This window comes from Leifsonia sp. Leaf336 (genome assembly GCF_001423695.1).
Taxonomy (GTDB): Bacteria; Actinomycetota; Actinomycetes; order Actinomycetales; family Microbacteriaceae; genus Leifsonia.
The window spans coordinates 1,201,423-1,214,882 of sequence record NZ_LMOZ01000002.1 but is presented as its reverse complement, the minus strand read 5'-3'; the positions used below and the strand labels follow the sequence as shown (position 1 = coordinate 1,214,882).

The window sequence follows — 13,460 nt, the reverse complement described above, 5'->3', positions numbered from 1 at the left end:
CCGCAGCATAGCGCCGGGGGCGCGCGTGCAGCACCGGGATCGGTCGGATGACCGATGCACCGGCTGCCGTGCCGCCGTCACGCTGGGTGTCGGGAAAGGAGCCGATCATGGCGCGATTCATGGATGTGCACGACGGGTTCGTCGGTGTCACGCGGGACCAGCTGGCGGAGGCGCACGACGCCGACCTGGCGATCGAGGGCGAGGAGGGCGTGCATTTCGAGCAGGCCTGGCTCGACCCGGAGAGCGGCAAGGTGTTCTGCCTCTCCACCGGTCCGTCGAAGGAGGCGGTGATGCGCGTGCACGAACGGGCGGGTCACCCGACCGAGCAGGTGTACGCGGTCGACATCGTGGTCTGACCGGGCCCCGGGTCGTGAGCGCCCGGCGTACAGTTCCCGGCATGACGGACAGACAGGATCAGCCGCGCGACGCTCACGACCTGGTCGACCGGGTCTCCGAGCTCGGCGACACCCCGGAGGACGCCCTCGAGGAGGTCGCCGGCCGGAACGAGTCGCTGGAGGAGCGCCTCCCGGGTGCGGACCAAGGTGGCGGCGACGCCGACACCGACGCCGATGCCCGCGGTACGAAGGATCTACCCCGCGGCGAGGGGGCACCCGGCCAGGGGTAGGCCACGGATTTCGTCCCTCTGTGGGGACTTCAAGGGCCCGTTCGCGGTCCTTACGCTGTCAGGGATGGACGACGACGGACGGCGCACGGCACGCATGCGCGACCGCGCCCCCGGGGCCGCGGTGATGGAGCAGGTGGTGCGACTGCACACCCAGTCTCCGCCGCGTTCGCCGCTCGCGCGGGCGCTCGGGGCGCGACCCCTGGGCGCCGAGACGGAGCCCTGGTTCGCCGGCGCTCTCGGCGAGCGGGAGGTCGGCGCGCTCCTTGACCGCCTCCCCGACGGCTGGAGCGTCTTCCACGCCGTTCCCGTTGGCACCCGGCCGGACGAGTCGGGTGCGGTCGCCGACGTCGACCACGTGGTCGTCGGTCCGGCGGGCGTCTTCGTCATCAACACCAAGCACCATCGCGGCCAGCGCGTCTGGGTCCATGAGCGAGCGGTCCTGGTCGCCGGTCAGAAGCAGCCGTATCTGCGCAATTCCGACCTGGAGGCCTCCCGCGTGCGAGGCGTTCTCGCCCAGGCGGGGCTCGTCGCCCCGGTGACGGCGCTCGTGGTCCTCGTCGGGACGAAGGAGGTCACGGTGCGCCAGCAGCCGCGTCGCGTGCGCGTCCTCCGGTCGGAGGCGCTGCTGCGCTGGCTGATCCGCCGTCCCGCGGTGATCGACGCGGCGACGACTGCCGCCGTCTCACGGCTGTTCGACGACCCGTCGACGTGGCGGCCGGCGGAGTCGTCGGCGGACACCCTGGAGCGTTTCGCTCTCATCGAGAGGGAGGTGCGCTCGGCTCAGCTGGTGCGCGCCGGGTGGGCCTGCGCCGTCGGGCTCGCCGCGATCGCCGTGGCGCTGCCGTTCCTCCCGCACTAGGCGACGGAGTCAGGCGCGCTCGACGGTCGTGCGCATCGTGAGGGAGGCCGCGTCGACGTCGTAGGCGAGGTCGACGCGGATCGCCTCGACACCGGCCAGCGACCGCAGGTGCGTTCCGCCGCACGGGATCTCGACAGTGCCGTCGGGGAGGTCGGCGCGCCAGCGGCGGCGTTCGCCCAGCCCGTCGCTGTCACGCTCGATCGCGATGGCCACGTCGGCGCTCACCCACTCGGCGAGCAGTGCGTCGGCGGCGTCCGTCACCCCGGCGAGCGCCACGGGCAGTTCTGCGGCGGCGAAGCCCTTCTTCCGCAGGCTCTTGCCGATGCGGTACTCGTCGACCGAGCCGTCGGGGAAGATGCGGGAGGACGCGATGGCGAGCTGATCGAACGCCGACTTGCCGCGTCCGTCGAGCGGGACCTCCTTGGTCCACAGCGCGGCGAGCGCGTCGTCGAGTGCAAGGGAGGCGAGGTGGCACGCCGTGTGGCCCGTCGACAGCGCGCGTCGGAGCTCGGGGTCGACCTCCACCCCGACCGTGGCGCCCGGTTCGATGCCCGCGGCGTCCTCCACCAGGTGGCAGACGACGAAGGCCCACCCGGGAGTGCCGGTGCGCACGGGGGCGTCTCCCACGTGGAGGGTGGCTCCGTCGGTCGCGCCGACCACCGCGTCGATGACAGGCACGCGGCGTCCGTCGACGACGAGCACGCCCGTGTCGGCCGGCTGGTCGGGCCAGACCGGGTCGACGGGGTGGAACGCCGTGCGGTCGAGGATCACTGCGGTGCGTCCGTCGCCGAGCGGCTGCACGTGCAGCACGGTTCCGGTGGAGGCGAGGTCGCCGTCGGGATAGGTGACGACGGTGTCGCGGGCGGGAAGGCTCATGCTCTCAGACTACGGCTAGGCTGACGGCGTGTCGGGGCGCACCGGGATGCGGCGGTCTACGCGCAGCCCAGCCCCTCCTACCGCGTGAGGCCGTCCACGTACGCGGCGTGCTCGTCCATCCACTTCGCGACGATGCGGTCGTACTGGCCGGAGTCGGCGCCGCCGTTGAACATCGCGTTCTCGAGCGAGTAGAGCAGGTCGGACTTCATCCGGAACTTCTTCACCCACTCCGCGATCTGCGGCTGCTGCTTCGGGAAGTCCGCGCTCGCGATGGAGTGGATGGACTCGGCCGCGCCCAGCGTGCCTTTCGGGTCTTTCAGGTCCTTCAGGTCGAACTGGTCGTAGGCCCAGTGTGGGCGCCAGAGCGTCACCGCGACGTCGTCGCCCTTCTTCATGGCGCTCGACAGCTCGGCGAGCATCGCGGGCGTCGAGGAGGTCACGAAGTCCAGCTTCTGGAGGCCGTACTGCGGGATGACCTTCTTCTGCACCGCCTCCGTCAGGCCCGCGCCCGGCTCGATCCCGACCAGCCGGTTGCCGAACGTCGACGCGTGCGACGCCAACTGGTCGAGCGAGTCGATCGGGGCGTCCTTGTTCACGGCGATGGTGAGCTTCGCCTCGTCGTTCCAGGCGCCGAGGTCGGTGAGGCTCTTGCCGTAGGTCTTCAGGTACTGCGCGTGGGTGGTCGGCAGCCAGCCGTCGAAGGCGATGTCGTAGTCGCCCGTGCTCAGGCCGGCGAAGGCGGGGCCGGCGTCGGCGTACTCGAAGTCGACGGTGTAGCCCTCCTTCTCGAGCACGTGCTTCCACAGGTAGGAGGCCGCCTCGCCCTCCGGCCAGCCGTTGAAGACCGCGACCTTCACCGTGCCCTTGTCGCCGCCGGCGGTGGAGGCCGCGGTGACGGCCGTGCCGCCGATCACGACGAGCAGGGCCGCGCCGAGCACGGCCAGCGCACGTTTCGGCATCCGGAGACGCGCCCGTCCGGCGGCCGCGGTCAGCCGGTCGAGGATGATCGCCAGGATCACCACGGCGACGCCCGCCTCGAAGCCGAGGCCGACATCCACGCGGCTCAGCGCCTGCACGATGTCGCGTCCGAGGCCTCCCCCGCCGACCATGCCCGCGATGACGACCATCGAGAGCGAGAGCATGATCACCTGGTTGACGCCCGCCAGGATCGACGGCATCGCCAGCGGCAGCTGGATCTGGCGCAGGATTCGCCCGGGCGGCGAGCCGAACGCCTTCCCGGCCTCCACCAGCTCGGAGTCGACACCGCGGATGCCCAGCTCGGTGAGCCGGACCCCTGGAGCCATGGCGAAGACGATCGTCGCGACCATGCCCGGAACCACACCGACCCGGAACAGGATCAGCGCGGGGATGAGGTACACGAACGCGGGCATCGTCTGCATGAAGTCGAGCACTGGCCGAACGATGGCCGACGCCGTCTTCGACCGCGCGGCCAGGATGCCGAGCGGGACGCTCAGCGCCACCGCGATGGCCGCGGAGACGAGCACCAGCGCCAGGGTGTCCATCGCGTTCGACCACTGGTCGATACCGGCGATGAGCAGGAGCCCGACGACGGTCCCCGCGCCGAACACCCAGCCGCGCAGCCAGACACCGAGGATCGCGAAGATGAGGATGACGCCCCAGAACGGCGGCGTCTGCAGCACCCAGTCGACGCCGTCGTACATGCCGGTGAAGACGATGCGGATGACGTCGAACAGGCCGCCGAAGGTCGTCGTCACGAAGCCGACGACGTGGGTCGCCGCATCCCCGAGCGGGATGACCTTGGCGGTTGCGAGTGCGACGGCGGTCATGCGAGCGCCTCCGCCTCGTCGCCCGCGGTCTCCCGCAGCGCCAGAGTCATGGCGTCAACCGGAACGGTCGCCGGAGGCTCGACCACCACCGGGATCTCGGTCGTATCGCTGCTGACATTGCCGAGCGCCGCGAGGAGCGTCACCCGGGGGATCACCCCGAGCAGGCGGTGCTGGTCGTCGACCACCGCGAGCGGGAGGGCGCTGCCGACGGACGGCTCCACGAGCTCGCTGAGCACCTCGTCGCGAGACACCATCGCGATGTTTGTGTCGATCGCGTCGGCGAGGTCGGAGCGACCGTCGCGCACCTGGCGCATCACGTCGCGGTCGCGGACCGCCCCGAGCAGCCGGCGGCCCTGGCCGACGACGAAGGCGGCGGAGGTCTGGAGGTCGCGCATCGTGCGCATCGCCGCGCGCGGGCCTCCCGCCACGGTGACCAGCGCACGTGCGGGCTCCATCACGCTCGCGGCCGTCAGCACGCGGGCGCGGTCGACGTCCTGCACGAAGCTCGCCACGTAGTCGTTGGCGGGGTCGGTGAGGATCTCCTCCGGGGTGCCGGTCTGCACGACGCGGCCGTCGCGCATGACCGCGATCCGGTCGCCGAGGAACATCGCTTCGTTCAGGTCGTGCGTGATGAACACGATGGTCTTGCCCAGCGAGCTCTGCAGCTCGAGGAGCTGCTCCTGCATCTCGCGCCGGATCAGCGGGTCGAGCGCGGAGAACGCCTCGTCCATCAGCAGCACGTCGGTGTCGGCGGCCAGCGCCCTCCCGAGCCCGACGCGCTGCTGCATCCCGCCCGAGAGCTCGGAGGGGAGCTTGTCGCCCCAGCCGGCGAGCCCGACCAGCTCGAGCACCTCGGCGGCGCGGGCGCGACGCTCGGCGGCCGGCATGCCCTGCACCTCCAGCCCGTACGCGATGTTGTCGAGCACCGTACGGTGCGGCAGCAGCGCGAAGTGCTGGAACACCATCGAGACGTGCTTCCTCCGCACGGCCCGCAGACGCTTCGCGGGGAGGCCGGTGATGGTCGTGCCCATGACCGCGACCTCGCCGGCGGTCGGCTCCAGCAACCCGTTCAGCAGCCGGATGAGGGTCGATTTGCCCGAGCCGGACAGCCCCATCACGACGAAGATCTCGCCGCGCCGGACCGTCAGCCCAGCATCGATGACGGCGGCCGTTCCGAGACCCGTGACCTCGCCTCTCGTCGCGCCGTTCCGCAGACGGCGCACGGCCTCCTGCGGTTTGCGTCCGAAGACCTTGAAGATGTTCCTCGCCTCGACGGCGATCGTGTCGCTCAACTCTGTACTCCCAGGCATGCTCGCCCCCGCGAGTCACGCACAGTGGTCGCGCCCGGGGCGGAGGCATGCGGCGACGGCAGCACGACTCGAGCGCGGACCCTCCACGCGAATCGCCATCGCTGGCGCGACCATCGGGGTGCGCCCATGCCAGCCGACCATACGATCCCGCCGGGCCACCTGTGCGGCCACACGGCCCGGGATCGCGGGCTGGTTCACCCGGTGCGCCATACCGTTCGGCACGCCGGGGCGCCTTCGACGCTATCAGTGTTCTCGCAGCGATCGCCAATCGAGCCTGCGAGCATCCACACGCTCCCGCCGCCGCGGTGCTACCGCCCGCGCCGCTATTCCGGCAGAGTTGGCGCATGGCGAATAGCACCGGAGATCACCCGTGGCAGCGTGTCCCGATCGAGCCGCAGAGCGTGGATGCGCCGCTCTCCGGCGCAGCCGTCTTCCTGGTCGTCACGGTGGCCGACACCCCGGAGGCCCTGGCGAACGTGCGCGACATCGTCTCGGGGATCTCCGACCTCGTGAAGACCGTCGGCTTCCGCGATCTGAACGCGCACTTGTCGTGCAACATCGGCATCGGCGCGCGATTCTGGAGCCGCTTGACACCGGTCGCGCCGCCGCAGGAGCTGCACCCCTTCGCGGAGGTCCGCGGAGCGGTCCACACCGCGGTGTCCACCCCCGGTGACCTGCTGTTCCACATCCGCGCCGAGCGCGGCGACTTCTGCTTCGAGTTCGAGCGGCAGCTGCTCGACATGCTCGGTGACGCGGTCGCCGTGGTCGACGAGGTCAGCGGGTTCCGCTACTTCGACTCGCGCGACCTCCTCGGCTTCGTCGACGGCACCGCGAACCCGACCGGAGGCGACATGCGGGAGGCCGCCATCGTCGGCGACGAAGACCCCGAGCACGCTGGGGGCAGCTACGTGGTCGTGCAGAAGTACCTCCACGACCTGGGCACGTGGAACCGCCTGCCGGTGCCGTCGCAGGAGGGCGTCATCGGCCGCACGAAGGTCGAGAACATCGAACTCGATGATGTCGAGAACGGGCAGAAGGCGCACAAGACGCTCACGACGATCACCGACGACCAGGGCGTCGAGCACGACATCCTCCGCGACAACATGCCCTTCGGACGGCCGGGCCAGGGCGAGTTCGGCACCTACTTCATCGGCTACTCACGCCGGCTCTGGGTGATCGAGAAGATGGTGGAGCGGATGTTCGTCGGCGACCCGATCGGCAGTCACGACCGCATCCTCGACTTCTCGGCGGCGGTCACCGGCACGACGTTCTTCGTGCCGACCCGCGGCTTCCTGGAGGCTCTCGCCGACTGACCGTCGGCTGCGACCCGGCCACCACGCGCGGTCTGGCCGACGCCGATGCCGACGAGGACGATCGCGAGGCCGAGGAACTGCCGCGCGGTGAGGGCCTCCCCCGCCACCAGCGCTCCGAGCGCGACGCCCGCCACCGGGTTGAGCAGCCCGATCAGCCCCGTCATGGCCGGCCCGAGGCGCCGCATCCCGGCGAACCACACGAGATAGGCCAGCGCCGTCGCGACCAACGACACGTACGCGAAGCCGGCGATCGCCGCAGCATCGAGCGCGGGAGGTGCGCCCTCCACCGCCACCGCGAACGGGACGACGAGGATGCCGCCCGCCACCAGCTGCCACGCGGTCGAGGACAGCACGTCGACATCGCGCCACCGGGTCGCCAGCACGTAGCCGACCGCCGAGAGCAGCATCGCGGAGACCGCGGCGACCAGCCCGAGCGGATCGACCGCGTCGCCTCCTCCGTAGAGCATGACCGCGACGCCGACGACACCCGCGAGCGCCCCCGCGAGCGATAGCGATCGTGGCCGCTGGCCCAGCAGCATCCACCCGAATCCCATCAGGGCGAGCGGCGAGGTCGCCATGACCGTGGACGCGATGCCGGAGGGCAGCAGCTGTGCGACCGCGTACACCAGCACGAAGAACCCGCCCGCGTTCAGCGCGCCCAGCAGGAACGCCCGCCACCACCACGCCCCGTGCGGACGCCGGCGTGCGACGGCGAGCAGCAGGAGCCCTGCCGGGAGCGCGCGCAGCACTGCTCCCCAGAGCGGGAGATCCGGGAGGACCGCCCTCGTCACGACGTAGGTCGAGCCCCACGCCACGGGTGCGATCGCGGTGAGGACGATCCAGCGCCATTTATCTTCCATGGAAGCTACTTTAGCTTCCATGGAAGGTATTGTGAAGAGATGAGCCCCGCATCCGACCGTGTCGCCGGCATCCAGCAGGAATGGCGCCGCGAGCGCCCCGACCTCGACCCGGCGCCCCAGGGCGTCATCGGCCGCCTCCACCGCGTCGCCGGACTGCTGACGGAGCAGCTCGTCGCGGTGTACGCCCGCCACGGACTCACCGAGGGCGACTTCGACGTCCTCGCGACCCTCCGCCGCGCCGGCGCGCCCTACGAACGCACGCCCGGCGAGCTCGCGCAGCACACCATGGTCACCACCGGCGGCATGAGCAAGCGCATCGACCGGCTCGAGCAGGCCGGGCTGGTCTCGCGCCGGGCGTCGTCCTCCGACGGCCGCAGCCGGGTGGTCGCGCTCACGCCGGAGGGGGTCGAGCGGATCGACGCGGCCGTCACCGAACACTTCGCCAACGAGCGGAGGCTGCTCGACGAGCTCTCCCCCGCCGACGCGCGAGCGCTGGAGCGCATCCTCACGGCGTGGCTCGCGCACCTCGGCGACTGACGAGCGGGCCCTGCGCGCCCGCTCGCCGCAACAGGCCGTCATCTTCGTGGCGACGGACACCGTCGGCGAGGTACAAAAGGCCATCATGTCGCGCATCTTCACGAGCAAGTTCAACCCGGGCCGCGCCCGCTGGGAGCTGGTGGTGAGTCCGCGCGGCGATGTCTACGCCTTTCCGCTCACGCTGCCCATCGCGCAGCGCCAGGTGCTCGGCGGGCACAAGCGCTACCTCGTGGGCAAGGTCGCCAAGCAGACGGAGACCTGGACCGCGGCCGGCCCCTCCGGCCTGATCTACGGCACGACGTTCCCGACCCTGCCGTCCGCCCTGGAGGCCATCGCCGACGAGGTCGACCTCGCACCCGTCCCCTGAGACCGCACCGAGCCGCAGGACGCCGCGGTCAGGCGGACTTGAGGAGAGCGTCCTCGAGCGCGACCCACGGCAGCATCGCGCACTTCACGCGCGTCACGTACCGCGAGACGCCCGAGAGCACGACGGCGTCGCCGAGCAGCTCCTCGTCACCCTCCAGCGCGCCCTTGGACTGCATCAGCTCGCGGAACGCCCCGATCGACGCCGTCAGCGACGCCCGGTCGGTGTCGTGCACCAGGTCGCTCAACAGGGAGGCCGACGCGGTCGAGATCGAGCAGCCGTGGCCCTCCCAGCTGATCGCGTGGATGCGGCCGTCGGCGTCCGGGTGCACGCCAACGGTCACCTCGTCGCCGCAGGTCGGGTTGTACTGGTGCGAGCTCGCCGCGGCGTCGTCGCGCAGGCCGAAGCCGTGCTTCTCGCGAGCATGGTCGAGGATGACCTGCTGGTAGAGGTTCTGGAGGTCGCTCATCGGTCGATCACCCCGAAGAAGTCGCGCGCGTCGGCGACGGCCTCGATGGCCGCATCCACTTCGTCGGCGGTGTTGTAGAGGTAGGTGCTGATGCGGGTGGAGGCCGTGGCCCCGAAGCGCCGGTGCACCGGCTGGGCGCAGTGGTGGCCGACCCGCACGGCGATGCCGCGGTCGTCGAGGAACTGGCCGACGTCGTGCGAATGGATGCCCTCCACCACGAAGCTCGCCAGGCCGACCCGCGGTGCGCCGGCACCGGGGCCGAGCACGCGCACGCCCGGGATCGCGGACAGCCCGTCGACGAGGCGGGCGCCCAGCTCCTCCTCGTGCGCCTCGATCGCTGCCATGCCGACCTCGTCGAGGTAGTCGACCGCGGCGGCCAGCGCCACCGCCTGCGACACGCGCTGCGTGCCCGCCTCGAAGCGCTGCGGAGCAGGCAGGTACTCGGCGCCCTCCAGCGTGACCGTCGTGATCATCGACCCTCCGGTGAGGAACGGCGGCAGCGCGTCCAGCAGCTCGGTGCGGCCGTAGAGCGCGCCGATGCCGGTCGGGCCGAGCATCTTGTGCCCGGAGAAGACGGCGAAGTCGACGCCCAGCGCCGGGAAGTCGACCGCGAGGTGCGGGACCGACTGGCACGCGTCGAGCACGACGAGCGCTCCGTGCTCGTGCGCCAGCTCGACCAGCGGGCTGACCGGGTTGATCGCGCCGAGCACGTTGGAGACATGGCTGAAGGCGACGACCTTCGTGCGCGGGCCGATCAGCTCGGCCGCCTGGTCGAGCCGCAGCTGCCCGTCGTCGGTGAGCCCGATCACGCGCAGGGTCGCACCGGTGCGCGCCGCGAGCTCCTGCCAGGGGATGAGGTTGGCGTGATGCTCGGCCTCGGTCACGACGAGCTCGTCGCCCGCGCCGAGCCGGAAGCGCTCCGCCGCCGTGCCGCCGCGCCCGAGCGAGGCGTTCGACATGCCGTAGGCGAGCAGGTTGATGCCCTCGGTGGCGTTGGAGGTCCAGACCAGTTCCTCCGGCCGGGCTCCGACGAACCCGGCGACGCGCGCTCGGGCCTCCTCGAACAGCTCCGTGGCCTCCCCGGCGACGGTGTGCGCGCCGCGGTGCACGGCCGACGTGTAGCGCTCGGCGAACGCGCGCTCGGCGTCGAGCACCTGGCGCGGCTTCTGCGAGGTGGCTCCCGAGTCGAGGTAGACGAAGGGGTGCCCGTTGACCTCGCGGGCGAGGATCGGGAAGTCCGAGCGGAGCCGGACCGGGTCGAGGGTGTCGGTGCGCATACTGGGTTCAACGCTACCGGGGTTCGCTGCAATCCCGCCGTGCATCACGGAACTGTGACGTCACGCTCGAGGTGGGCCTCCGACCCGCCGGTAGGCTCGATGCCATGGTCGAACGCACCAACGGCTCCCCCTGGTTCTTCGTCGTCGGCATCCTGCTCGTGGTCGTCGGCCTCGCGGGTCCCCTGCTGGTCGAGGCGGCCACCGGCGAGGTGCAGTGGATCGTCCGCGGAGTCGGCGTGCTGGTGGCCGTCGGCGGCGGAGTGCTGATCGGGTTCGGCCTTCGGAGACGTCGCGGTCGCTGAGCGGAGGTCCTCCGCACGTGCGGCTGTCGACCCTGGACGCGTCCGCGCGAGCGGCGTAGATTCTCCGGGTGCGCTCCCGTTCGCTCGTGCCCGTCGCGCTGGTCGTGGCGCTCGCGGCGCTCGCGATGCCCGCGGTGCTCGCCTCTCCCGCCAGCGCGGCGACGACCGGGCTCTGGGCGGGCTGGGCGACGACGGGGACCAACGCGTTCAGCGTTCAGGTCGCGAACCTCCCGGCGATGACCGCGACCGTGAGGACCGACTCGCGGCAGGGCCAGATCGGCGTGATCAGCGGAGCCTCGACCTGGCTGGCCGCCGGTACGCCCGTCGGCGCGAAGTACGGCTCGAGCCAAGGCCGGCCGTACCTGAACCTCCGCCCCAAGGCCGACTCCCCGACCGCGCCGTCGACGACGACATATTCGTTCGCCGCTCCCACTCCGACCTCCGGCTGGACGTTCGTGCTCGGCGACATCGACGCCGACAAGGTGCAGGTGCGGGCATCGGCCCCGACGGCGCCCTTCTGTCGGCGGCTCAGCTCGGCTATCGCGGCGGCTTCAACTACTGCGCGCCGGGCATCGCCGGCAAGCCGTCGTGCACAGGCTCCGCGGCGGATGTGCCGGCGTGGGACCCGGCCTCCCTCACGCTGACGGGCAACGCGGCCGCCACCGACACCAACGGCTCGGCCGGCTGGTTCGAGCCGAACGCGCCGATCTCAGCGCTGACCTTCGTGTTCACCCAGCGTTCCGGGCTGCCGGTCTACCAGACCTGGTTCGCCTCCCTGGCGAGGGACATCACGGGCACCGTCGCCGCAACGACCGGCTCGCCGGGAGGCGCCACCCTGACGCTGCGCGATGCCGAGGGCGCCGTCGTGGCCACCACGACCTCCGCGCCCGACGGCAGCTACGCGTTCACCGGGGTGCAGGCGAGCGACGGATACACCGTGACGCTCAGCCCTCCCGCCGGGATGATCGCCGAGGGCGCTCGCACCAAACCCGCCGACCTGGCCGCGACCGACGCGGTCGTGGATTTCGGGATGCACGTGATCGTCCCCGTGGCCATCGGTGGGACCGTTCGCGATACCGAGGGCACCCCCGTGCCGAACGCGACCGTCCAGCTGGCGCCCGGCATCACGACGACCACCGGCCCCGACGGGACGTATCTGTTCGACACGGCGGCGGTCGGGACGTACCAGGTGCAGGTCGTCGGCGTCCCAGCCGGATACTCGGTCATCGGCGGACCGGTGCCGGTCACCGTGCCGGCGAGCTCGGAGACGCCGATCGTCGGCGTGGACTTCACCCTGCGGGCGAACCCCGACCTGTCCGGGCGGGTCCTCGACGCCGGCGGCGGTGTGGCGGGGGTGGTCGTCACCGCCACGTCGGCGGGAGGCACGGAGAGTGTGGTGACCGAGGCGGACGGCAGCTACCTGTTCCACGGTCTCGCCGCCGGCGCCTACACCATTTCGGTGGCCGCGCCGCCGGGCTACACGGTCACCGGCGCCGCAAGCCGGGCCGAGACCGTCGGGATGTCGGATGTCACCGGAGTCGACTTCGCGCTCGCGCGGACGGGCGCCGTCGAGGGAGCCGTGACGTCGCCGTCCGGGCCGGTCGCTGACGTCGGGATCAGCATCCAGGGGCCGACGGGAACGACCGCTCTGACGACGCAAGCGGACGGGATGTACGCCACGGGAGACCTGTCCTCCGGCACGTACACGATCACCGTGACGCCTCCGCCGGGGTTCGTCGTCGACGGGAATGCGACGCGGACGATCACGATCACCGACGCCGGCGAGACCATCGGCGCGCAGGACTTCGCGCTGGCGCCTGTCACCGCGCCACCGCCCCCTCCTCCGTCGACGGGAGGCTCGGGCGCTGATACAGGAACCGCCGGGCTGACCACGACCGAGCTGGCGGACACCGGCGGGGGCGACGGCCTCGCGATCGCGGCCGGATTCGCGGCGGCTGTGGCGGCGATCGCCGGCGGAGTGTTGGCCCTGATCGCCTCCCGGATCCGCCGGAGAGCGTAAGCAACGCTCTTTGGGAGGCGCAGATCGCCCGGGGTGGAACGGCGATTCTGCCTACGCGCGTCCAGGTGCTAGCCTGACCGAGCATTGGGTTCCGAGCATCTGCTCATGGGGGGAACATGAATCGTCGTCAGTCCGTGCTGGTCGCTGTCCTGCTGTCGGTGATCGCAGCCGCGCTGGTCGGCTTCGGATCCGTCGCCGTGATCGACTCGCTCTCGGGCGCGCCGCAATCGCCGGGCATGCACAGGACGCCCTGAGCGCCTTCCGCGCGAGGGCTACTCGACGGCCGCCCGCGCGAGGTCGCGCAGTTCGATGAGGCGACCGGCCGTGCCGCCGCGCCCTCCGCGCACGGCGATGTGCTGGCGCGACGTCGGTGTGAAGGCGGCGTCGAGCGCCGAGCTGATCATCAAGAGGTAGAACCGCAACAGCCGGGAGGTGGCGGCGCGCAAGCGCTCCTGTTCCGGCTCGCAGACCATCCCGTCGAGCCAGCGCGCGAGCTGGGTGAAGGTGACGCGCAGTCGGAGTCCCTGGCGGGCCTCCGCCGCGCCCAGCCTCCGGTCCGCCGACCTGACGCCGGCGGCGTGACCGGGATCGCCCGCGATCGCGCACCGCTCCAGGAGGGCCTCGACGGCGTCGAGCTGGCAGACGGCCTCTTCGAGCACCGCCAGTAAGGTGACGCCACCGAGTCCGTCCTCGAGCGGATCCGGGGCAGGATCGGACTTGTTCTGGCGGACGAACCATCCCATCGGATCGCCCTCCCTCCGCCGAAGTGGGACCGATTGTACGCCTCGGGGACCCGCATCCGCAGCCGCGTTTACACCCGACCGGCACCCGATGCAACGC

The 13,460-nt window shown here is 71.5% G+C and carries 17 protein-coding genes; 10 read left to right on the top strand and 7 right to left on the bottom strand.

Going from position 1 to position 13,460, the window contains the following annotated elements; genetic code table 11:
* Positions 1-107: 107 nt before the first annotated feature.
* The 3 genes from ASF88_RS14655 to ASF88_RS14645 all read left to right on the top strand — a co-directional run bounded on the left by ASF88_RS14655 (position 108) and on the right by ASF88_RS14645 (position 1,484).
* A complete protein-coding gene (locus ASF88_RS14655) occupies positions 108-356 on the top strand; it encodes an SCO4226 family nickel-binding protein (protein WP_055919868.1) in 249 nt (82 codons plus the stop codon).
* Positions 357-397: 41 nt separating this feature from the next.
* Positions 398-625 carry a hypothetical protein gene (locus ASF88_RS14650; RefSeq protein ID WP_055919865.1) on the top strand — a complete coding sequence of 76 codons (228 nt, stop codon included), beginning with the start codon at positions 398-400 and terminating at the stop codon, positions 623-625.
* A 64-nt stretch (positions 626-689) separates the two neighbouring features.
* Positions 690-1,484 (top strand): nuclease-related domain-containing protein, encoded by a 795-nt coding sequence (locus tag ASF88_RS14645; RefSeq protein ID WP_235493470.1) that lies wholly within the window; start codon positions 690-692, stop codon positions 1,482-1,484.
* 9 nt (positions 1,485-1,493) lie between these two features.
* Here the strand turns inward: ASF88_RS14645 and ASF88_RS14640 are convergent, their stop codons facing one another.
* From ASF88_RS14640 to ASF88_RS14630, 3 genes are all read right to left on the bottom strand, one after another.
* A complete protein-coding gene (locus ASF88_RS14640; protein ID WP_055919862.1) occupies positions 1,494-2,360 on the bottom strand; it encodes a hypothetical protein in 867 nt (288 codons plus the stop codon).
* 77 nt (positions 2,361-2,437) lie between these two features.
* Entirely contained in the window at positions 2,438-4,168 is a 1,731-nt protein-coding gene (locus ASF88_RS21125; protein ID WP_055919859.1) for an ABC transporter permease/substrate binding protein, read from the bottom strand.
* Positions 4,165-5,478 carry a quaternary amine ABC transporter ATP-binding protein gene (locus ASF88_RS14630; protein WP_055919856.1) on the bottom strand — a complete coding sequence of 438 codons (1,314 nt, stop codon included), beginning with the start codon at positions 5,476-5,478 and terminating at the stop codon, positions 4,165-4,167. Before ASF88_RS14630 ends, ASF88_RS21125 begins: the two co-directional genes overlap by 4 nt.
* 344 nt (positions 5,479-5,822) lie before the next feature.
* On the opposite strand from ASF88_RS14630, the gene ASF88_RS14625 reads away from it, so the two are divergent.
* On the top strand, positions 5,823-6,791 hold the full coding sequence (locus ASF88_RS14625; RefSeq protein WP_055919853.1) for a Dyp-type peroxidase: 969 nt from the start codon (positions 5,823-5,825) through the stop codon (positions 6,789-6,791).
* On the opposite strand, the gene ASF88_RS14620 is transcribed toward ASF88_RS14625, so the two are convergent.
* Positions 6,701-7,651, bottom strand: coding sequence for a DMT family transporter (locus tag ASF88_RS14620; RefSeq protein WP_200935283.1), 951 nt, complete (start codon positions 7,649-7,651; stop codon positions 6,701-6,703). The two genes, ASF88_RS14625 and ASF88_RS14620, sit on opposite strands and share 91 nt — an antisense overlap.
* Positions 7,652-7,690: 39 nt before the next feature.
* Between ASF88_RS14620 and ASF88_RS14615 the strand changes: the two genes are divergently transcribed.
* Together ASF88_RS14615 and ASF88_RS14610 are read left to right on the top strand one after the other, a co-directional pair.
* Positions 7,691-8,188: a MarR family winged helix-turn-helix transcriptional regulator gene (locus ASF88_RS14615; RefSeq protein ID WP_055919851.1), complete on the top strand. Its 498-nt coding sequence runs from the start codon at positions 7,691-7,693 to the stop codon at positions 8,186-8,188.
* Positions 8,189-8,234: 46 nt separating this feature from the next.
* Positions 8,235-8,555, top strand: coding sequence for a hypothetical protein (locus tag ASF88_RS14610; protein ID WP_235493467.1), 321 nt, complete (start codon positions 8,235-8,237; stop codon positions 8,553-8,555).
* Between the two features lie 28 nt (positions 8,556-8,583).
* Here the strand turns inward: ASF88_RS14610 and sufU are convergent, their stop codons facing one another.
* Entirely contained in the window at positions 8,584-9,021 is a 438-nt protein-coding gene (gene sufU, locus ASF88_RS14605) for a Fe-S cluster assembly sulfur transfer protein SufU (protein WP_055919844.1), read from the bottom strand.
* Positions 9,018-10,298, bottom strand: a complete 1,281-nt coding sequence (locus ASF88_RS14600; RefSeq protein ID WP_055919841.1) for a cysteine desulfurase — start codon at positions 10,296-10,298, stop codon at positions 9,018-9,020. The genes sufU and ASF88_RS14600 overlap by 4 nt, the downstream gene beginning before the upstream one ends.
* Positions 10,299-10,402: 104 nt before the next feature.
* Between ASF88_RS14600 and ASF88_RS14595 the strand changes: the two genes are divergently transcribed.
* From ASF88_RS14595 to ASF88_RS20495, 4 genes are all read left to right on the top strand, one after another.
* Positions 10,403-10,600 (top strand): hypothetical protein, encoded by a 198-nt coding sequence (locus ASF88_RS14595; protein ID WP_055919838.1) that lies wholly within the window; start codon positions 10,403-10,405, stop codon positions 10,598-10,600.
* Between the two features lie 68 nt (positions 10,601-10,668).
* A complete protein-coding gene (locus ASF88_RS20985) occupies positions 10,669-11,244 on the top strand; it encodes a hypothetical protein (protein WP_055919835.1) in 576 nt (191 codons plus the stop codon).
* Positions 11,211-12,620, top strand: a complete 1,410-nt coding sequence (locus ASF88_RS14585; protein ID WP_055919832.1) for an MSCRAMM family protein — start codon at positions 11,211-11,213, stop codon at positions 12,618-12,620. The genes ASF88_RS20985 and ASF88_RS14585 overlap by 34 nt, the downstream gene beginning before the upstream one ends.
* 116 nt (positions 12,621-12,736) lie before the next feature.
* Positions 12,737-12,874 carry a hypothetical protein gene (locus tag ASF88_RS20495; protein WP_157498361.1) on the top strand — a complete coding sequence of 46 codons (138 nt, stop codon included), beginning with the start codon at positions 12,737-12,739 and terminating at the stop codon, positions 12,872-12,874.
* Positions 12,875-12,892: 18 nt separating this feature from the next.
* Here the strand turns inward: ASF88_RS20495 and ASF88_RS14580 are convergent, their stop codons facing one another.
* Entirely contained in the window at positions 12,893-13,363 is a 471-nt protein-coding gene (locus ASF88_RS14580; RefSeq protein ID WP_055919829.1) for a hypothetical protein, read from the bottom strand.
* Between the last annotated feature and the right edge of the window lie 97 nt (positions 13,364-13,460).